A 19858-nucleotide genomic window follows, 5' to 3' on the forward strand; every position below is an offset into this window, starting at 1 on the left:
TCCAGCTATGAAGAGGCGACAACTATCCTGACATGGAGGGAGAGCCGAAAAAGTAACCAAAAAGGCCCTGCTCCTGGTTTGGCCCTCGTTCCTCGGGTGCCCTCACTCCGGCGACGCTCCGTGGGCCCGCGCCGAACGGACATCCATGTCCTTGCGGCGCTCTCGCGGCATCCATGCCGCTCGACCCACTCCGCGCCGCCTGCGTTCGGCCTGCACGCAAGTCGCGTTCTGCGGTGTCTGGACTGGCACGCAAAAGAGCTTTTCTGGCTGGAGCTAACGCTCTTCGCGGCTCTGGATAGCAACGCGATTCCTGTTCTAACCCCAATCCCCCTGTGGGAGCGAATTCATTCGCGAATGGCCGGTACACCCAACCCATCTCCATCGCCTGAACCCTTTTCGCGAATGAATTCGCTCCCACAGAGTTGGCATCTGTCCGCAGGATTATGGTACGCCTCAACACCCGTGGGAGACGCCGGAGGTTACGACGGCAGCGAAGGCGGACGATCAGACAACCCCCGTTTCACAGCCCGCAGCTGAAATATCACGGCCTGTACACATGCGCATGCCCTGCGCGGTAGAGGGATGATTCGCTGAAGGTGTCGTTGCCAAGGACACGTCCCACGAGGATCAGTGCTGTGCGTCGAAAGCCTTTGGCGGCGACCTTGCCTTCGATGTTGGCGAGGGTGCCAGTGACCCAGTCCTGGTCAGGCCAGCTGGCGCGGTGTACGACGGCGATGGGGCAGTCTTGGCCGTAGTGGGGGGTGAGTTCAGCGACGATTTTGCCGAGGTTGTTCACGCCCAGGTGAATCGCCATGGTGGCTGTGTGTCGCGCGAGTTCGCCCAGGTCTTCGCCTTCAGGCATGGCGGTTTTGTCGCCGTAGCGAGTGAGGATGACGCTTTGCGAGATGTCCGGCAGGGTCAGTTCGGTGCCGAGCAACGCGGCGCAGGCGGCGGTGGCAGTGACGCCGGGGATGATTTCGAAGGGGATGCCCAGTTCGCGCAGGTGACGAATCTGTTCACCGATGGCGCCATAAAGACTGGGGTCGCCGGAGTGGACGCGGGCCACGTCTTGGCCTTGTGCATGAGCAGATTTCATCAAGGCGATGATCTGTTCGAGGTGCAGTTCGGCGCTGTTGGTCACCTGAACGGCTTGATGACCCTCTAAAACGGCCTCGGGCACTAGCGATCCGGCGTAGATGATGACGGGGCATGTGCGGATCAGGCGCTGGCCTTTGACCGTTATCAGGTCAGGGTCGCCGGGGCCTGCGCCGATGAAGTAAACGGTCATTGAATCTCCAACGTATAGCGGGGTTGATCCTCTGTGGGAGCGAATTCATTCGCGAAGGGTCGGTACAGCCAATACATCTCTAGCGCCCGAACCGCTTCGCGAATGAATTCGCTCCTACAGAGACTGCATCGCCAAATGCGTCATGGGCTGGCGGCCAACGCAAACGTGGCCCGTGAGCTGTTTCGCCGTTCGATCACCAACCTCGCCGACGACCCGCCCAACCGCGCCGCCATCGCCAGTGCTGCGCTTTCGGCCACGCCGTAGCAGCCGGTGCTGTCGAACGCGATCTGCGAATGATGACTCAGCTGCGGCTCGAACGCTGCCAGTTCTTCGGCGCTGAAGAACGCCAGCGGCAGGCCGAGCCGTTCAGCCAGTTCCAGCAACCCCGCCTCTGACGCTTTGCTGTCGATAGAGGCAAGGGCGGTGATGTCGGACAGCGACAGGCGATGTTCCAGCAGGCTGACCTCAATCAACCCTTGCAGCACCGACGCCGGGCAGTCGCGCTGGCAGCCGAGGCCGATCACACGAGTGCCCGGGTTCATCAGGCGTGGCTCAGCTCGGTGGCGGTCAGTTGCGTGTTGTGACGACGGAACAGCCAGGCGCTGATCAGGCCCATCGCGACCCAGAACGCCGCGTTGGTCAGCAGAGAAGCGATCTTGAATTGTGCCTCCAGCGCTTCAGGGGCCAAAGCCGAATGAACCTCCGGTTGCGGCGCGCCGATCACGTGGGGCACGACGAGAATCGCTGCGCCCAGCACTTTCAGCAGCCAATGGCGGGCGAAGACAATCAGCGCCAGGCCGACGGCTGTTGACGCTGCGGTGCTGACCCACCAGGTCTGGCGCAGGGTCAGGTCGGCGGCGGCGGTGCCCGGTAATTCAGGCGGCAGACCGAGGGTCGGCGCGAGGACAAACACCGCGAAACCGACCAGGCCCCACAGCGCGCCTTCGCGAACGCTGTTTGGCGTGCGCAGTGTGTACAGCGCCGCGAGCATCAGGGCGAAACCGACCGCGACCACCAGGTTGCCGCCGGTCGTCGACAGCACGCGCTGCCAGCCGTCTTCCGGTTCCCAGGCTTCTTCATCATGAACGTGAGCCGCCATGGCGCCGTCGCCATGCGCGTGCTCATGCACTTCTGCAGCGGCGGGGGCGTGTTCGTAGGTTTCCGCTTCGAGGATCAGCGGCGCGACCCAGAAGCTTTGCAGCAAGGTCAGCAGCAGGGCGGCGAGCAGTCCGGTGAAACCGGCCGTTTGAGCGATTCGCTTGAACATGGCGGCAGGTCTCAGTGGCAAGGAAAGGCGGAACTGTGACGGGTGTCGTGGGCGGCGTTGTGCACGGCGGCGATGTGCGAGAACCCGGCGAAATAGACCAGGCACGCGCCAAGGATCATCGCGCTGATGGCGGCAGTGAGGCGTTGGCTTTGGGTGCTGGCAGTGCTTGCGGATTGGGATGTGGTGCTGATCGACATGGCGCTTCCCTCTGAGGTCTCAGCGAAGGGAAGGCGCAAAGCAAACCACTGACCGACGTCAGTAGCCAACTCAACAGCGCCCGCCCACCGCGGGTTTGTTATGTGAATGTGTCGGGCCGGTCTCCGGGCTTGCGAGGGACAGTGGACCTGCCGTCAAGAATCACCTTCCCGTGCCGCAATGGCACAGTGGATCTGATTCTTCGCTCGCTTACCGTTGCGGGGGCAGCGCCGGACTTGCACAGACAAGAGGTCTGCACGCACCGGTTTCCCGTTTCACCCTGTGAAGGGCACCCGTAACAAGGCGTGTAGGAGACCACGGAGCCGGTTGGCAGTCAATCGCAGCGCCGTTTCATCGTTGACCTTCCCCCGGCCACTGCGTAGCCTTGCGCACTTGAGGTTCGCTGCTCTGCTTGACTCGGACGCGGCGCTAAGAAGGGAATGTGGTGCAAGCCACAGCTGCCCCCGCAACTGTAAACGGTCATGTTCATTGCACAGCCACTGCGCGAGCGGGAAGGCGCGATGAATGCGTCTGATCTGGCAACACTGCCAGCCATTCGCCGCCGTGAGCCAGGAGACCTGCCTCGAACACGGGCCTGTTTTTCAGACAGCCCGACGCATTCTCAACACAACCGGGCGGGGTGATCCGGTGGCGAATCGAACGGCGGGCCTGTCTTCTGCGAGGGCACGCGGTTCTCGTCCTGTTTGCCCGCCGCTGCGCCTGAGGGCAACCATGAAAACACTGGCCAAACTTCCCGTCACCATCGTCACCGGCTTTCTCGGCTCGGGCAAAACCACGCTGCTGCGCCACATGCTCGACAACGCTGAAGGCCGTCGCATTGCGGTGATCGTCAACGAATTCGGCGAGCTGGGCATCGACGGTGAAATCCTCAAGCAATGCACCATCGGTTGCACCGAAGAAGAAGCCAACGGCCGCGTCTACGAACTGGCCAACGGCTGCCTGTGCTGCACCGTTCAGGAAGAATTCTTCCCGGTGATGCAGGAACTGGTTGCTCGTCGCGGCGATCTGGACCACATCCTCATCGAAACCTCGGGCCTGGCGCTGCCAAAGCCGCTGGTCCAGGCTTTCCAGTGGCCGGAAATCCGCAACGCCTGCACCGTTGACGCCGTGATCACCGTGGTCGACAGCCCGGCCGTCATCGCCGGCACCTTCGCCGCCTTCCCGGATCAGGTCGATGCCCAGCGCAAACTCGACCCGAACCTGGACCACGAATCGCCGCTGCACGAACTGTTCGCCGACCAACTGGCCAGCGCTGACCTTGTCATCCTTAATAAGGCCGACATGCTCGACGCTGCTGCCTTGGCCGCCGTGCGCGCTGAAGTCGCCGAAGAACTGCCGCCTGCGGTGAAAGTCATCGAAGCCAGTAACGGCCAGCTGCCGATCAGCGTGCTGTTGGGCTTGGGTGCCGAATCCGAGCTGCACATCGATGGCCGCAAGACCCACCATGATCATCACGACGGCGATGACCACGACGACCACGATCACGACGCTTTCGATTCGATTTCCATCTCGCTGCCCCAGGCCGACGAAGCGCTGTTGCTCGACGCGCTGACCCAGGCCGTCGTGCAGCACGGCATCCTGCGCGTCAAAGGCTTCGCGGCGATTCCGGGCAAGCCGATGCGCCTGCTGGTGCAAGGCGTCGGCACACGTTTCGACAAACACTTCGACCGCGCGTGGAAAGCTGAAGAAGAGCGCGTCAGCCACTTCGTGCTGATTGGTCAGGAACTCGACGCTGCCGTGCTGGAAGCCCAGTTGCGCGCCGCGCTTGAGATCAAAGGCTAACCATGCACCTGCTGCGCACCCAGCCCGGCGGCTTCGTCCCCGACGACAGCATCGCTGACCTCGGCCAGACCCCCGCCGATCTGGTGATCCTGTGCAGCGGTGACTCCCATCTGGCGTTGCTCGCGGAAACCGCGCAGCAACTGCCGGACGATTACCCCAGCCTGCGCCTGGCCAACCCCATGCAGGTGCAAAACCACGCCTCGGTCGACCTGTACGTCGAAGAGGTGCTGCAACACGCCAAGGTGATTCTCATCTCGCTGCACGGCGGCATCGGCTACTGGCGCTACGGTGTCGAGCGGCTGGTGGAGCTGGCCTCTCGAAAGCACGGCGGGGTGAAGCTGATTCTGGTGCCTGGCGACGATCGCCCGGACCCGGAGCTCAGCGACCTCAGCACCGAACCTGCCGCGGACCGCGACCGGCTTTGGCACTACCTGCGCCAGGGCGGAAAACACAACGCGTTACAGCTGTTCAATTGCCTGGCCAATCGCTGGCTGGATCGCGATTACGCCTGGGACGAGCCGCAGACGCTGCCCCGGGTGGCGATCTATCACCCGCGCAAGGCCAGCGCCGACCTCGCTGACTGGCAAGCCGACTGGCACGTCGATCAACCGGTGGCGGCGGTGCTGTTCTATCGCTCGCACTTGCAGGCGGCCAACACCGGGTTCATCGATGTGTTCTGTGAGCGGCTGTTGGCCCAGGGCCTTAACCCGTTGCCCATTGCGGTGGCCAGCCTGAAGGAACCGGCGTGCCTCAGTGCTGTGCAGGACTGGCTCGACGAGACCGAGTGCGAAGTCATCCTCAACACCACCGGTTTCGCCCAATCCAGCCCGGAAGCCCCGCACCTGCGACCGTTTCGCCGCAACATTCCGGTGATTCAGGCGATCTGCGCCCAGGACAACGAACCCGCATGGCAAGCCAGCGAACAGGGCCTCGGCGCTCGGGATCTGGCCATGCACATCGCGCTGCCAGAACTGGACGGGCGCATCATCAGTCGGCCCATCAGCTTCAAGGACCTGGCCTGGCACAGCGAGCGCAGTCAGTCCGATGTGGTCTGCTACCGCGCCCAACCCGAACGCATGGATTTTGTCGCCGAACTGGCGCGACGCTGGGTGTTGCTGGCGCGCACGGCCAACGCCGACAAGCGTGTGGCGCTGATTCTGGCCAACTACCCGACCCGCGACGGGCGCATTGGCAACGGCGTCGGCCTTGACACTCCGGCAGCAGCGCTGAACATCCTAAAGGCCCTGCAAGACGAGGGCTATCCCGTCGAAGGCTTGCCGGCATCGGGCACCGCGCTGATTCATGCCTTGCTGGGCGGTGTCACCAACGACCCGGACAGTCTCGATCAGCGCCCTTGCCACCAGAGCATGGCAATGGACGACTACCTGGCGGCCTTTGATGCGCTACCTGAGGCCAATCGCGACGCCGTGATCGAGCGCTGGGGTTCACCGCAGAGCGACCCGATGTGTCGCAACGGCCGAATGATGATCGCCGGGCTGCGTTTCGGCCTGACCTTTGTCGGCATTCAGCCGGCTCGGGGCTACAACGTCGATCACAGCGCGGTTTATCACGATCCGGACCTCGTTCCGCCCCACGGCTACCTGGCCTTCTATTTCTGGCTGCGCAAGGCGTATGGCGCACTCGCGGTCATTCACGTCGGCAAGCACGGCAATCTCGAATGGCTGCCGGGCAAGGGCGTCGGCCTGTCCGAACAGTGCTGGCCGGACGCGATCCTCGGGCCGATGCCGAACATTTATCCGTTCATCGTCAACGACCCGGGTGAGGGCGCCCAAGCCAAGCGTCGCACGCAGGCCGTCATCATCGACCACCTGATGCCGCCCCTGACCCGCGCCGAAACCTACGGCCCATTACGCAATCTGGAATTGCTCGCGGACGAGTATTACGAAGCGCAGATGCTCGATCCGCGCCGCGCCCGTGAGCTGCAAAAGGATATTCTCAGGCTGGTGCGCGAAACCCACATCGACCGGGAACTGGCGCTGAGCGAAGACCTCGACAGCGATGCCGATGCCGCGATCTGGTTGCCCCGGCTGGACACGTACCTGTGTGATCTGAAGGAATCGCAGATCCGCGACGGGCTGCACGTGTTTGGCGAATCCCCGAGCGGGCGACTGCGTATTGATACCTTGGTGGCGATCCTGCGGGTGCCCCGTGGCGATGGCCGGGGGGCGAATGCCAGTCTACTGCGGACCTTGAGCAACGCGCTGGCGATGGGTTTTGACCCGTTGGACTGCGAGTTGGGTGCGCCGTGGGCGGGGCCGACACCTCAGGTTTTACATGAAGTCAGTGATGATCCGTGGCGCACGGTAGGGGATACACGGGAACGGCTGGAGCTGTATGCAGCGCGTTTGATTGAGCAGATCGCGAGCGGTATTCAAGATGTTAATTCATTTGAAAACAACGAATTAACTGAAGTTGTTAATGCAATTACACAGGTCGTAATGCCGCGTCTCGACAGCTGTGGGCCTGCTGAACTTCAAGGCTTGCTGGATGCGCTGAGTGGCCGTTTTGTCCCGGCAGGCCCCAGTGGCGCGCCGAGTCGCGGGCGGCTGGACGTGCTGCCGACAGGGCGTAATTTCTTCTCGGTGGACGTGCGCAACCTGCCGACCATGACCGCGTGGCGCATCGGCTTTCAATCAGCAAATCTCTTGCTGGAAAGGCACTTACAAGACAATGGTGACTATTTACGTCAACTGGGCTTGTCGGTCTGGGGCACGGCGACCATGCGCACCGGAGGCGACGACATTGCCCAGGCCATGGCGCTGATGGGCGTGCGTCCGGTGTGGGCGGCGGGGAGTCAGCGGGTTGACGATTTCGAGATTTTGCCCCTGAGTTTGCTGGACCGGCCACGGGTGGATGTCACGCTGAGGGTGTCGGGATTCTTCCGCGATGCTTTCGCCAACCTCATTCGCTTGTTTGATGCCGCCGTGCAAGCCGTCGCCGCGCTGGATGAGCCCGACGACATGAATCCGCTTGCCGCCCGCGTTCGTCAGGAGCGCGAGCAACTGGAGGGCGAAGGCTTGAGCGTCGAACAGGCGGCGAAACAGGCTGGCTGGCGCATCTTTGGTGCCAAACCGGGGGCCTATGGCGCGGGTGTACAGAACGCCATTGACGGCCGCCTGTGGCAAACGCGGCAAGACTTGGCTGAGGTGTACCTGAACTGGGGCGGCTATGCCTATGGCGCCGCCGATGAAGGCACCCCCGCGCGCAACGACTTCGCCAAACGCCTGAGCCAGGTCCAAGCCGTGGTGCAGAATCAGGACAACCGCGAGCACGACCTGCTCGACTCCAACGACTATTACCAGTTTCAGGGCGGCATGCTGGCAGCGGTGGAAAGCCTCAGCGGCGACAAGGTGGCGAGCTACCACGGCGACCACAGCCAGCCAGACTTGCCGAAAATCCATACCTTGAAAGAAGAGCTGAACCGGGTGGTGCGTTCGCGGGCGGCGAATCCGAAATGGATCGAAGGCGTCAAACGGCACGGCTATAAAGGCGCGTTCGAAATGGCGGCGACCGTGGATTTCCTGTTCGCGTTCGATGCGACGACCGAGCTGATCGACGATCACCAATACGCGTTGCTGGCGGACGCCTACCTGCTCGACGCCTCGACGCGGGACTTCATCCAGCAACACAATCCCGATACCCTGCGCGACATGACCGAGCGGATGCTGGAAGCTCAGCAGCGCGGGTTGTGGCAGGAACCGGGCGAGTACCGCGCGGCGCTGGAAAACCTGTTGTTGGATATTGAAGAGACATGATGTTTTCGTCTGTGCGCCGCAGCGGTCGGGGCAGGGCGCGGACAGAAACTGGGGAGCGAATTCATTCGCGAGGCGTCGGTGTATTCGCCACATGTGTGTCGGTCGATCGACCGCATCGCGAATGAATTCGCTCCCACAGGGTATTTCTAGCGCACCGACTATTTGTAATCAGACCAGAGCCCAACCATGACCGACACCCCTCATTTCCCCCTGGCCGCCGTCGTGGGCGCCGACGCGCTGAAACTGGCGCTGTGCCTGACCGCCATCGACCCGAAAATCGGCGGGGTGTTGATCGAGGGGCCGCGGGGTATGGCCAAGTCCACCCTGGCCCGTGGGCTCGCTGACCTGTTGGCCAGCGGTCAGTTCGTCACGCTGCCGTTGGGTGCGACCGAGGAGCGGCTGGTGGGCACGCTGGACCTGGACGCGGCGCTGGGGGAAGGGCGGGCGCGGTTTTCGCCGGGGGTCTTGGCCAAGGCTGATGGCGGCGTGCTCTATGTCGATGAAGTCAACCTGTTGCCGGATCACCTGGTCGACCTGCTGCTGGACGTGGCGGCCAGCGGGGTCAATCAGGTCGAGCGCGACGGTATTTCCCATCGTCACCCGGCGCGCTTCGTGCTGATCGGCACCATGAACCCGGAAGAAGGTGAATTGCGTCCACAGCTGCTCGACCGCTTCGGCCTGAACGTCGCGTTGAGCGGCCAGACCTTGCCCGAGCAGCGTGGCCAGATCATTCGCCGTCGGCTGGACTTCGACGCGGACCCTGAAGCGTTTTGTCAGCAATGGGCAACCCAACAGCAACAGCTCAAAGACCGTTGCGAAAACGCCCGAGGCCTGTTGTCGGGCATCGAACTGGACGACGTCAGCCTCGCTGCTATCACCGAGCGCTGTTTCGCGGCGGGGGTCGATGGGCTGCGGGCGGACCTTGTCTGGCTGCGCGCTGCCCGTGCCCATGCGGCATGGCGGGGCGCTTCGGCCATTACGGACGAAGACATCGATGCCGTGGCCGAATTCGCCTTGCGCCATCGACGTCGTGAGGCTCCACCACCCCAGTCGCCAGCGGCCTCGCAACCGGACGCGCCCGCGCACGCACCCCACACGCAAAAAGAGCAGGGCGACGGCCAATGGGGTGAACTGCCCGCCCAGACTGTCGCCACCGGTGCTCGCCGGGAAGTGCCCAGCTGGCCAAAAAAGCCCTAGGCATTCGCCCTCGCCTTAAGACGGGGGCGGATGCCAGCCCCCGACCGGGTCGACTCAACGGCGGTAAAAGCGGTGCTGCCCGTTCCGGGACCGACGGCGCCATTGCCTGGCTGCCGACGCTGTTGAAAGGCCGCCCCCAGCGCCGCGCCGATCTGGTTCGCCAGCCGCGAACCCGGCGTGAACAGACCCTGTGGCTGGTGATCGTCGACGCCTCGGCCTCGACCCGACGCCATCAAGCGTTGAGCCTCGCCAAAGGCGTTCTCGCGCAGCTGTTCGATGACGCGTATCGCCAGCGGGCGAGGTTGGCGTTGTTGACCGCCGGCGGTGCGCAGGCGCGCTGGCAGCATCACGGCCTGAAAGCAGGCTCGGCGTTGCAGCCGTGGCTGGAAACGTTGGGGGCGGGGGGTGGGACGCCGCTGTTCGAGGCCATCGAAGAGGCAGGGCAGTGGCTGGGCAAACGCCAGCAACGTCATCCGGGCGAATCGCAACGGGTGCTGATCCTGACAGATGGCCGCGTGAAGGACATTCCGCCTCTCACGGGCTTCCACTGCCCGAGCCTGTTGATCGACATCGAGCGTGGGCCCATCCGGCTGGGAAGGGCCGTCGAACTCGCCCGTCAATTGAACGCCGAATACCGGCATATCGATGCATTGACGGACGCTTGAAGCTGCTCCCTATAAAAAGCAGCTAAAGGGCGGCCCGTATAGTGCCGCGTCCGATGATCAGGCGGGCATGGTCCAGGGTTCGAGGCAGTAGCCTTCGTCGCTGATTTCTGCACGGGCCTGTTCGAGAAATTGCGCCAGTTGCTTCGGATCGGAGTAGGCGCTGCTTGGGATCTGTTTGCGGCCAATACGGGTGCTGGTGCGATCAACCACGGTCAGGCTCAACTCGCCGTTACCGTCCTGTGGTGCCCAGGCGACGCAACGGAAAGGTTCGAAGGCGTGACCGGCGATCAAGAGAGCATCGTTAAAGCGCAAAGGGGCGTTCATGGAAAGTCCTCAAAGTGCCCGTATCAGTTCAATCACCGTTGGCGGGCGTCCCAAGCGGTGCGTACTTGTACTGATGACCTTCGCGGGGGGTTGAGTCACACGATGAGCCGCTTTTTTTCAAATTATTTCATAAGAACCGATTTATTTTTCGGCGCATGTCCGTGTTTCGTGGCGTTTACGGGTGTTAAAGGCCTGATTCAGTCGGCTGATACCCCTTTTAGTGCCATTTCGCCAATGCTAATCGCGTTTAGTTCTTAGGCTTATAGATAAACAATCCAAGCGAGTGTCAAATATTTGCTAATGTAACAACCAAGGTCGCCAAGACACTGTTTCTAAAACTTTTTTTATTCTGAAATGTTATTTGAATCCTGGCGCCAAGGAATCTCCCATGCATGAAATGGCATCGATCCGCCGCCTGTTAATTGTCGAACCCTGCGAGGAATGTTTGCGTCTGATTCCCGGTTTACGTACAGCCGGCTGGGAAGTGGACAGTTGCACCCTCGCGTCCGCCGCGTCCCGCCAATGCGACGTCGGCCTGATTCGCTTGATGCCTCAGCATTTCGAGCAGCCTCAGCTCATCAAAGACCTGATTATCCGCAGCCATACGGAATGGATCGCTGTGCTGACCGCTGATGACCTGCGGCGGGAGTTGATCGGGGATTTCGTCTGCGAATGGTTTTTTGATTTCCATACCTTGCCGTTCGACGTCGCCCGCGTGCAGGTGACCTTGGGTCGCGCCTATGGCATGGCCCGTCTCAGGGCTCAAGGCGCCCGATACGGGAATGGGGCCGAGCACGAAATGCTCGGGGAAAGTCGGCCGATTCGCGAGCTGCGTCGCCTGCTGACCAAGTTGGCGCCGACTGAATCGCCGGTGTTGATCCGCGGCGAAACCGGCACCGGCAAGGAGTTGGTGGCGCGCACGCTGCACATGCAATCCCAGCGGCGGCTACAGCCGTTCATCTCGATCAACTGTGGCGCCGTCGCCGAGCATCAATTGCAGGCGGAGTTGTTCGGCTACGAGACCGAAGGCCCCAACGGCAACGTGCAACGCAAGCCCGGTCGGATCGAGGCCGCGAATGGGGGAACTCTGTTTCTCGACGAGATCGGTGACCTGCCGCTGGACGTCCAGGCCAATCTGCTGCGTTTTTTGCAGGAGCGTCATGTCGAAACGGGAGGCGAGCGGATTCCGGTGGACGTGCGGATTCTCGCCGCGACCCATGTGGACCTTGAGGCCGCCATTCGCAAGAAGCGGTTTCGTGAAGACCTGTATTACCGGCTGAATGTGCTGCAAGTCGGCACGGCGCCGCTGCGGGAGCGGCATGGCGATCTGGCGTTGCTGGCCAACCATTTTGCGCATTTCTACAGCCAGGAAACCGGTAGACGTCCGCGTAATTTCAGCCAGGACGCCTTGGTCGCCATGGGCAAGCATGATTGGCCCGGCAACGTTCGCGAGCTGGAAAACCGCGTGCGACGCGGGCTGGTACTGGCGGAAGGGCGGCAGATCGAAGCGTTCGACCTCGGGTTGCTGGGGGAAGAGGAAATCAGCTCCAGCATGGGCACGCTGGACGAATACAAATGCCGGGCGGAGCGTCAGGCGCTGTGTGACGTGCTGACACGCCACAGCGACAACCTCAGCGTCGCGGCGAAAGTCCTGGGGATTTCACGGCCGACGTTTTACCGGTTGCTGCATAAGCATCAGATTCGGTGAGTGGCCTGACAGTAGGGGTTGGAATCAAGCCCCGTTACGCCCGAAGGCCTTGGCGTGACGGGGATCATCTGTAGGAGCGAATTCATTCGCGAAAGCGGTGGTACGGACGACGCAACTGCATTGAATGTACGGCCGTTTCGCGAATGAATTCGCTCCCACAGTAGGGATCGCGTCGGGCGCGGATGTGAAGGTGATCGCGAAGTCCTGTGGGAGGGTGTTCGACTTGGTAACTCAGGTTGCTGCCACCACCGGAATCAGCCGTTCAACAACCGCTCCAACGCCGCAACCGCCCTGTCCCTGCGGTAGCTCCAACTGCCGCCGATCACTTCATAGCGTTGGCCGTGCCGGTCCAGCCATTCCCGGCTGGCGTCGAAGAATGCCTGACGCTCGGCCAGCGAGGGCTGGCAACGCTGGCCGTCGCCGATCCATTCCACGCCTTCGGGGGAGAGCAGCAGATGCAGGTCGTAGTGCCGGTCAAGCAGGGCCTGTTCCAGCCATGGCGGGCAGTCGCCGAACAACGTGCGACTCCACAGGATGTTGCTCAGCAAATGCGTGTCGAGAATCAGCAGTTCAGGCGCACGTGCCCGGGCCGCGTCTTCCTGCGCCAGCTGTCCCCGTGCGATCGCCGGGATGTCGGCGTAACAGGTGTCACGTTGTTCCTCATCGATGAACTGGCGCACGTATTCGCCCACCAGTTCGCCGCCGAAGCGCTGTTGAAGATGATCGGCCAGCCAGCTTTTGCCGCTGGATTCGGGGCCGGCCAATACCAGAACTTTCATGGGGGATCAGCGCGCCAGGGCCGGGTCGGCTCGCCAGTCGCGCCACCCTTGCACAGCCAGCAAGGTGAACAACGCGTACAACGCTGCTGTCAGGTACAGCGCCTTATAAAGGAACAGCCCGACGAAAATGACATCCAGCACGATCCACAGCGGCCAGCATTGCACGCGCTTCTGGGCCATCCACACCTGCGCCACCAGGCTGAAGCCGGTGAGGGCGGCGTCGAGCCACGGCTGCGCCGCGTCGGTGAAGTGCGCCATCGCGGCCCCCAATGCAAGGCTGACCACCGCGCCGATGGCCAGGCTCAGGGCCAACGCGCTGCCGCCCAGTGCCGTCACCTGGCGGCCTTCGGCGACGGCGCCGCGACGGGTCCATTGCCACCAGCCATACAATTGCAACACGGCATAGACACCCTGCAACAGCATGTCGGAATACAGCTTCACGTCGAAGAAGATCCAGACGTACAGCAGCACCATCACCAGCCCGATCGGCCAGCACCAGGGGTTTTGTTTGACTGTCAGCCAGACGGCAATGACACCGAGTGCTGCGGCGAACAGTTCAAGCCCGGACATGGAGACTCCTGCGAAGGGGAAGGGGAAGAGAGAAAAAAGGCCTGCGATTGTAAGCGGTTTGAGGACCGTTGTGGCGCGCAGATTTCAAGGCGGGCAAAGACCCGCCAGCAACCGGTCAGATGCACTTTACTGCCCCTCCACATGAAAGATTGCGCACCCGTATCCGGGCTAGAGCGTTCGTCGTGAAGGTCTGTTAGGATCGCGCCGCTCGCGTGTTCGAGCCGCGATCTTGACTGTTCATGCTGTTTTTACATCGGACCGTTTATCGTGTCCTGAACAGTGCTGGAAACATATCAAGAGAGCCCTGCCACGAGCAGGCTCCACTCTGGGGGAATGATGGATCTTTGGACCGCCGCACAGGCGTTAATACTGGGTGTCGTGGAAGGGTTGACGGAGTTCTTGCCGATCTCCAGCACCGGGCACCAGATCATCGTCGCCGACCTGATCGGCTTCGGCGGCGAACGGGCAATGGCCTTCAACATCATCATCCAGCTGGGGGCGATCCTGGCGGTGATGTGGGAGTTTCGGCACAAGATTTTCCAGGTCGTCACCGGCCTGCCGACCCAGCCCCAGGCCCGCCGTTTCACCGTGAATCTGATCATCGGCGTACTGCCGGCGGTGGTACTAGGTGTGCTGTTTTCCGACCTGATCCATGAATACCTTTTCAACCCCATTACGGTGGCGGCGGCGTTGGTCATTGGTGGTTTCATCATGCTGTGGGCTGAACGCCGCCAGCACGAAGTGCACGCTGAAACCGTTGATGAAATGACATGGTCCGACGCGCTCAAGGTGGGTTTCGCACAGTGTCTGGCGATGATTCCCGGCACTTCGCGTTCCGGCTCGACGATCATCGGTGGCCTGCTGTTCGGCCTGTCGCGCAAAACGGCGACGGAGTTTTCGTTCTTCCTCGCCATGCCGACGATGATCGCCGCGTCGCTGTACTCCGGTTACAAATACCGCAACCTGTTCCAGCCCGATGACTTCGCGGTATTCGCCGTCGGATTCATCACCTCGTTCATCTTCGCGATGATCGCGGTGCGTGCCTTGCTGAAGTTCATCGCGACCCACAGTTATGCGGTGTTTGCCTGGTACCGGATCGCGTTTGGTTTGCTGATTCTGGCGACCTGGGTATTCGGTTGGGTCGATTGGTCCAGCGTGCAGGGCTGATGCGGTGAACCAACGCGTCAAACCCGACGTCTCCCGTCGCAACGACAACGGCCCGGTTCGCGGGCTGAAATTCAAGCTGCTGGCTCTGGCGGTGCTGTGCGCCTTGCCGCTGTACGGCCTGATCGTGTCGGGCGTGCGCGGCGGATCGTGGTGGCCGCTGGCGGTCTATCCGCTCATGAGCCTGCCGGCGGTTGCGTTGTACGGCTATGACAAGAAACAGGCCCGCACTCAAGGCCAGCGGACACCGGAGAAAGTCCTGCACGGCGTCGAGCTGCTGGGCGGTTGGCCGGGCGCATTGATCGCACAGCAACTGTTCCGCCACAAGACACGCAAAGTGTCCTATCAGGCGGTGTTCTGGCTGATCGTGCTGCTGCACGAATTGTTCTGGGTCGACCGGGTGCTGATGGGCGGGCGTTTTTTGGTCCGGCACCTGTACTGACAACGCGGTCGAGGGCGTTCAGAGCTTGAGCGCGACCTGCCGCCGTTTCGGCAATTTGCTCACCACCCATTGGTGAGAGCGGGTCAATAATTCCCGCAATTCTTCATCACCCATGGGGTAGGGATGCGACAGGGTGATCCAGTGCGCGCGTGCGAGGTAGGGCGCAGGGCGCACGCCGGGTCGGTCGACGTAACCCAGAAACAGGTCCGGCCCGACCTTGAACGCCAGATCGTTCCCCGCCAGCCCCATGACCGCGAACATCTTGGTCTCGGCGATGGAGAACACCCGCACGCCACCCCATTTGTAGTCCTCCCTTGCGCCGGGCAATGCCAGGCAAAAGGCGGCAACGTCTTCGATATCCATAGGCTTCCTGTAGAAAAACTTCTGCCGGTGCACGTTTTAACAGAATCAGTGTGAATTTGGGGGATACCGCAATGCCTCTTACACGTCGTGGGTTTCTGATGGGTGGCGCAGCGCTGTGCCTGCCGGGCGCGGCCAGTGCCGCAGTGGGTTTTAACTGGACGACATGGCCGGAGCTGCTGGCGGGGGGCGACGGCCACGCTCAAGCTGCCGGGCTGCCGGATGCGGCCATCGAACACATTCTCGAACGAGGGGGCTGGTCGCCGTCCGCGGACGACAACATTCAGGGGGAAACCCTGGACGTCGGGTTCGTCAAAACGCTGATGCTCGATTATCGCAACAACCCTCAGAATTCCACGGCGCAACAAGGATTGGGGCTGATTGCCTTGACTCTTGGCGTCGCGCAATGGGGCATCGACGATCCCTCGGGCCTGCCCCCCGACCCGGTGCAGAATGACTGGAAGTCACAGACCAGCGCCAACACCGGCAAGCACCTCATGAGCTATGGCGTAGGTGGGGTGGGCATTGCTCACATGGATCAGGGCGATCTGTTGGAGTTCATCACCTACGTCGCCCAGTCCGGGCTGGTGCCCGCCGAACACAAGGTCGCGCTCCTGCGCCTTGCGGACCCCGCGCTGTACCCGGCCGAAGGGGTCGGCGTTTATGGTCAGCTTCGAGCGGCGGGTTTATGTGCGCCGGTGCAGATCGAGGCGGACCTGGAAGGCGCCGCGTTCAAGCACTTTTCAAACCCCCATTACCCCAGCTACTGCGACAAGTACCGCAATCCTTCGCTGACGTCCCTGGACTGGCAAACGTTCCGGACCTTCATCCGCGCGGCGCTGCGCACCAAGGCCGGGCAACGCTGGCTGTTTCAGAGCTGGCTGGAAAAGTACTGGACCAGAAGCCTTGCTGCCGTGCCTGCGGGCGAGGGCGCTGCGGAAGAGCTGTTGGTCAACGTGCGCCTGCGCAACTCCCTGCCGGCCTGCGCCGATCGTGCCGTGAAAACCCCGGCCTCTGACGTCGAAGGTCGGGTGCGGCGTGAGCTGGAGGAATACGCCAAGTGCGCGCCCAGTGCCTATGAGCGCCGGGCGACGGTGATGCTCCGTTCTGTCGTGCTGTACCGACATTTCACCGGCGCCGCACCGCTGAATCTGACGTGACCCGCCAGAAACGTCAGGATTGGCTCATGGGCACGCCGAGGCGAACTGGCTGAAACCCTCTGTCACGTGGTCGAGCCATGCGCGCACGGCGGGCAACGCGCCCCGTCGCTGGGTGTAGGCGGCCTGCAGGTTGCCGGTGGACATGGACCAGTCCGGCAGCAACTGCACCAGCGTCCCGTCGGCCAGGGCGTCCTTGCAATTCATCATCGGCAGCATGGTCATGCCCAGCCCTGCCAGTGCGCCCGCCTTGCGGATGTTGAAATCATCCACGGCCAGTCGCGCGTCGAGCACCACTTCCTGGCGACGGCCGTCTTCGTGAATCAGCAGGAAGTGCACCTTGCGGTCGGCCTCGATGGCGCCCAGCACAGGCAGGGCGCTCAAGTCGTCGGGGGTGCGGATGTCCATTCCAGCAATCAGCGAAGGAGAGGCGACCAGCGCTGCGAACGCCGGCACCAATTGGCGGACGATGAGGTTCGGGTCTTCATCACCGATGTCGCGCACGCGCAGGGCCACGTCGATGCCTTCATTGACCAGATCGACCCTACGGTTCACCAGCAGCAGCTCCAGCTGGACCTGGGGGTAGCGCGCCAAAAACGCCGTGACCACGTTGCTCAGGTTCCAGTGGGTCATGCCGACCGGGCAGGACACCCGCAGGCGCCCCCTCGGTTCGGCCGACAGCGACGCCACCGCCTCATCGGCCATTTCAGCCTCCAGCAGCATCGCCTGGCAGTGTTGCAGGTAACGTTCGCCCACCGCCGTGAGCGCCAGTTTGCGGGTGGTGCGCTGCAGCAGGCTGGCGTTGAGGCGCATTTCCAGCTCGGCAATCCGCCGTGACAAGCGCGACTTGGGAATACCCAGCGCACGCCCGGCTGCCGCGAAACCGCCGCATTCGACCACCTTGGCGAAGTAATAAAGGTCGTTGAGATCTTGCATGATGAACTCGATTGTCCTGTGAGTGGGACGAACTATCGCATTTTTGCCGACTAATCAGCCATTGGCTTACCGGGTAGGATTATCGTCACTTGATCGCCAAGCGGCGATTCCCACTCAGGAAGCACATTCATGACTCTTTTGCACATCGATTCCAGCATCCTCGGCGATCACTCCGCTTCGCGCCAATTGAGCCGCAGCGTCGTTCAATCCTACGTCGCCGCTCACCCTGGCACCGACGTGGTCTATCGCGATCTGGCCAGCGAAGCACTGGGTCACTTCTCCGGCGCGGCGCTGGCCGCTGCGGGCACACCGGCTGAGGGCCGCGACGCCGCTCAGAACCTGGAAGTGGACACCAACGAAGCGACCCTGCAGCAATTCCTGGCGGCTGACGTCGTGGTCATCGGCGCGCCGATGTACAACTTCACCATCCCAAGCCAACTGAAAGCCTGGATCGACCGTATCACTGTCGCCGGCCGCACGTTCCGTTACACCGAAGCCGGTCCCGAAGGTCTGTGCAAAGGCAAGAAAGTCATCATCGTTTCCACGTCGGGCGGCCTGCACGTGGGTCAACCTACCGGTGTAGGCCATGACGCGCTGCTCAAGGTGCTGTTCGGCTTCCTGGGCGTTGCTGACCTGGAATTCGTCACCGCTCACGGCCTGGCCTATGGCGACGAGCCTCGTGCCGCCGCACTGACTGCCGCCCAAAAGCACATCGAAGAAACGCTGTTCGCGTAAGTCCTCGATCGCGGACGCCGCTTGTCCGCTGCCACAACGCTGTCGAAAGCCCCGTCATCCCATCGATGCCGGGGCTTTTGTCGTTTCAGGCCTGGTGGAATCACGCGCGTTCAGCCGGGCGACAGACTTTGCGATTTCTTTGCGGGTAAGCTTCTCCGGATAGCGCTAAAATTGCCGTAACCGGCCGCTTATTGATTACAAATGGCCAGCTTTTCTCATATTTCCGAGCTTGGCCCGCCTTGTGCAATATCGATCTAAGCACCGCACCGAATGTTATCGATCTTTACCGGTCAGATAGCGACAGGCTGCGGTTTACAAGGAGTTCAGGCCCATCGGGTCTGATTCGACGGCCACGGATTGAGAAGGTGAGGGGCATTGCGATGATGCGTCTTTGTGCAGTGATGGTGATTAGCCTGTTCAGCGGCCTGATTTCAGTGCAGGCCAGTGAATCGGAAAACTGGAGCGTCGGCTTTCATGAGCTGACGTTTCTCGATCCGCTGGATTCCCAGCCGATGCACGCCTACGCCTTTTATCCGTCCACCGACCCGGACAGCGTAACCCGGGTTCAGGGCTATCCGATCCGGGCCACCGAGGACGCGACCATCGCCATGGGCCGGTTCCCGATGCTTATGCTGTCACACGGCAACACCGGCACTCCACTCGCTCAACACGACCTGGCCACGTCTTTGGCCCGTAAAGGCTTCGTGGTGGTGGCGGTCTTTCACCCCGGCGATAACTACCTCGATCACAGCCGCCTCGGCAGTTTGAGCAATCTGTATGGGCGACCGTTGCAGATCTCGGAAGCGATCAGCGCGGCGTTGCTTGACCCGATGCTGTCGCCTTACATCAGTGCCCGTCGCGTGGGCGTCATCGGCTATTCCGCCGGGGGCGAGACCGCGTTGATTCTCGCGGGGGCCAAACCTGACCTCAAACGCCTTCGCCAGTACTGTGTCGAGCGTCCGCAAGACATTGACGCCTGCAAGACTCAAGGCGAATTGCTGGTCGATCGTGAGGACTTGCATGCCCAGGCGGACCCTCGCGTCGGCGCGCTGATGTTGATGGCACCCCTGGGCATCATGTTCGGGCGTCAGACATTGGCGGATGTGCACGTGCCGGTGTTGCTGTATAGCGGCGATGGTGATGAGCTGCTGGCCATCGACAAAAATGCCGAAGCGCTGGCGCGCAAGCTGCCGGACGTGTCGAACTTCAAGCTGTTGGCCGGGGCAGGGCACTTCGTGTTCATGGCGCCGTGTGACGACATGCAGCGCGCCACCCAACCGGGGCTGTGCACCGACGCCGTGGGCGTGGACCGCGAAGACATTCATCGCAATTTGAGCAGTGAGGCGGTGGAGTTCTTCGGTTCGACTCTGGGTACGCCGTTGAGCACGGCAGGCATGCAGCAGGCGGCGGTGCATTAACGCCCACTTGCGCGTTCAAGGGCCCCTGCGGAAGCGAATTCATTCGCGAAAGATTGACCAGACGCTGGAGATGC

Annotated in this window: 19 protein-coding genes and 2 riboswitches; of the genes, 10 read left to right on the top strand and 9 right to left on the bottom strand. The window is 62.1% G+C overall.

Annotated elements, in window-relative coordinates:
- Positions 1-541: 541 nt before the first annotated feature.
- The 4 genes from cobM to GVN17_RS25495 all read right to left on the bottom strand — a co-directional run bounded on the left by cobM (position 542) and on the right by GVN17_RS25495 (position 2752).
- The gene (gene cobM / locus GVN17_RS25480) at positions 542-1288 is read right to left on the bottom strand and encodes a precorrin-4 C(11)-methyltransferase (RefSeq protein ID WP_166598054.1); all 747 of its coding nucleotides are present in this window, start codon (positions 1286-1288) and stop codon (positions 542-544) included.
- A gap of 140 nt (positions 1289-1428) precedes the next feature.
- Positions 1429-1830: a cobalamin biosynthesis protein gene (locus GVN17_RS25485; protein WP_166598055.1), complete on the bottom strand. Its 402-nt coding sequence runs from the start codon at positions 1828-1830 to the stop codon at positions 1429-1431.
- The gene (locus GVN17_RS25490) at positions 1830-2555 is read right to left on the bottom strand and encodes a CbtA family protein (RefSeq protein WP_166598056.1); all 726 of its coding nucleotides are present in this window, start codon (positions 2553-2555) and stop codon (positions 1830-1832) included. Before GVN17_RS25490 ends, GVN17_RS25485 begins: the two co-directional genes overlap by 1 nt.
- An 11-nt stretch (positions 2556-2566) precedes the next feature.
- Positions 2567-2752, bottom strand: a complete 186-nt coding sequence (locus GVN17_RS25495; RefSeq protein WP_166598057.1) for a CbtB domain-containing protein — start codon at positions 2750-2752, stop codon at positions 2567-2569.
- 96 nt (positions 2753-2848) lie between these two features.
- A riboswitch (cobalamin riboswitch) is annotated at positions 2849-3062 on the bottom strand.
- 67 nt (positions 3063-3129) lie between these two features.
- A riboswitch (cobalamin riboswitch) is annotated at positions 3130-3351 on the top strand.
- Positions 3352-3482: 131 nt separating this feature from the next.
- Here GVN17_RS25495 and cobW point away from each other — a divergent pair.
- From cobW to GVN17_RS25515, 4 genes are all read left to right on the top strand, one after another.
- Positions 3483-4553 carry a cobalamin biosynthesis protein CobW gene (cobW, locus tag GVN17_RS25500; protein WP_166598058.1) on the top strand — a complete coding sequence of 357 codons (1071 nt, stop codon included), beginning with the start codon at positions 3483-3485 and terminating at the stop codon, positions 4551-4553.
- 2 nt (positions 4554-4555) lie between these two features.
- Entirely contained in the window at positions 4556-8329 is a 3774-nt protein-coding gene (gene cobN, locus GVN17_RS25505; protein ID WP_166598059.1) for a cobaltochelatase subunit CobN, read from the top strand.
- Between the two features lie 186 nt (positions 8330-8515).
- Positions 8516-9526, top strand: a complete 1011-nt coding sequence (locus GVN17_RS25510) for an ATP-binding protein (RefSeq protein ID WP_166598060.1) — start codon at positions 8516-8518, stop codon at positions 9524-9526.
- A gap of 2 nt (positions 9527-9528) precedes the next feature.
- On the top strand, positions 9529-10191 hold the full coding sequence (locus GVN17_RS25515) for a VWA domain-containing protein (RefSeq protein ID WP_166598111.1): 663 nt from the start codon (positions 9529-9531) through the stop codon (positions 10189-10191).
- Positions 10192-10248: 57 nt separating this feature from the next.
- Here GVN17_RS25515 and GVN17_RS25520 read toward each other — a convergent pair whose 3' ends face one another.
- Positions 10249-10515 (bottom strand): hypothetical protein, encoded by a 267-nt coding sequence (locus GVN17_RS25520; protein ID WP_166598061.1) that lies wholly within the window; start codon positions 10513-10515, stop codon positions 10249-10251.
- A 388-nt stretch (positions 10516-10903) separates the two neighbouring features.
- On the opposite strand from GVN17_RS25520, the gene GVN17_RS25525 reads away from it, so the two are divergent.
- On the top strand, positions 10904-12223 hold the full coding sequence (locus GVN17_RS25525; protein ID WP_166598062.1) for a sigma-54 dependent transcriptional regulator: 1320 nt from the start codon (positions 10904-10906) through the stop codon (positions 12221-12223).
- 254 nt (positions 12224-12477) lie between these two features.
- On the opposite strand, the gene GVN17_RS25530 is transcribed toward GVN17_RS25525, so the two are convergent.
- Entirely contained in the window at positions 12478-13002 is a 525-nt protein-coding gene (locus GVN17_RS25530) for an AAA family ATPase (protein WP_166598063.1), read from the bottom strand.
- 6 nt (positions 13003-13008) lie between these two features.
- Positions 13009-13572 (bottom strand): nicotinamide riboside transporter PnuC, encoded by a 564-nt coding sequence (gene pnuC / locus GVN17_RS25535; protein ID WP_166598064.1) that lies wholly within the window; start codon positions 13570-13572, stop codon positions 13009-13011.
- A 336-nt stretch (positions 13573-13908) separates the two neighbouring features.
- Between pnuC and GVN17_RS25540 the strand changes: the two genes are divergently transcribed.
- Positions 13909-14739 carry an undecaprenyl-diphosphate phosphatase gene (locus tag GVN17_RS25540; RefSeq protein ID WP_166598065.1) on the top strand — a complete coding sequence of 277 codons (831 nt, stop codon included), beginning with the start codon at positions 13909-13911 and terminating at the stop codon, positions 14737-14739.
- Positions 14740-14743: 4 nt separating this feature from the next.
- Entirely contained in the window at positions 14744-15178 is a 435-nt protein-coding gene (locus tag GVN17_RS25545; protein ID WP_371928618.1) for a DUF1294 domain-containing protein, read from the top strand.
- Positions 15179-15196: 18 nt separating this feature from the next.
- Here the strand turns inward: GVN17_RS25545 and GVN17_RS25550 are convergent, their stop codons facing one another.
- Complete coding sequence (locus GVN17_RS25550; RefSeq protein ID WP_166598066.1) at positions 15197-15541, bottom strand: MmcQ/YjbR family DNA-binding protein; 345 nt, start codon at positions 15539-15541, stop codon at positions 15197-15199.
- Between the two features lie 71 nt (positions 15542-15612).
- Here GVN17_RS25550 and GVN17_RS25555 point away from each other — a divergent pair, with 71 nt between their 5' ends.
- Positions 15613-16698 carry a hypothetical protein gene (locus GVN17_RS25555; protein WP_166598067.1) on the top strand — a complete coding sequence of 362 codons (1086 nt, stop codon included), beginning with the start codon at positions 15613-15615 and terminating at the stop codon, positions 16696-16698.
- Positions 16699-16722: 24 nt separating this feature from the next.
- Here the strand turns inward: GVN17_RS25555 and GVN17_RS25560 are convergent, their stop codons facing one another.
- The gene (locus GVN17_RS25560) at positions 16723-17631 is read right to left on the bottom strand and encodes a LysR substrate-binding domain-containing protein (RefSeq protein ID WP_166598068.1); all 909 of its coding nucleotides are present in this window, start codon (positions 17629-17631) and stop codon (positions 16723-16725) included.
- A gap of 129 nt (positions 17632-17760) precedes the next feature.
- On the opposite strand from GVN17_RS25560, the gene GVN17_RS25565 reads away from it, so the two are divergent.
- Positions 17761-18366: an FMN-dependent NADH-azoreductase gene (locus GVN17_RS25565; RefSeq protein ID WP_166598069.1), complete on the top strand. Its 606-nt coding sequence runs from the start codon at positions 17761-17763 to the stop codon at positions 18364-18366.
- A gap of 380 nt (positions 18367-18746) precedes the next feature.
- Positions 18747-19784 (top strand): dienelactone hydrolase, encoded by a 1038-nt coding sequence (locus GVN17_RS25570; RefSeq protein WP_166598070.1) that lies wholly within the window; start codon positions 18747-18749, stop codon positions 19782-19784.
- Positions 19785-19858 lie beyond the last annotated feature (74 nt).

The sequence above is a fragment of the Pseudomonas sp. SLFW genome (assembly GCF_009905615.1).
In the GTDB taxonomy this organism is placed as follows: domain Bacteria; phylum Pseudomonadota; class Gammaproteobacteria; order Pseudomonadales; family Pseudomonadaceae; genus Aquipseudomonas; species Aquipseudomonas bambusae.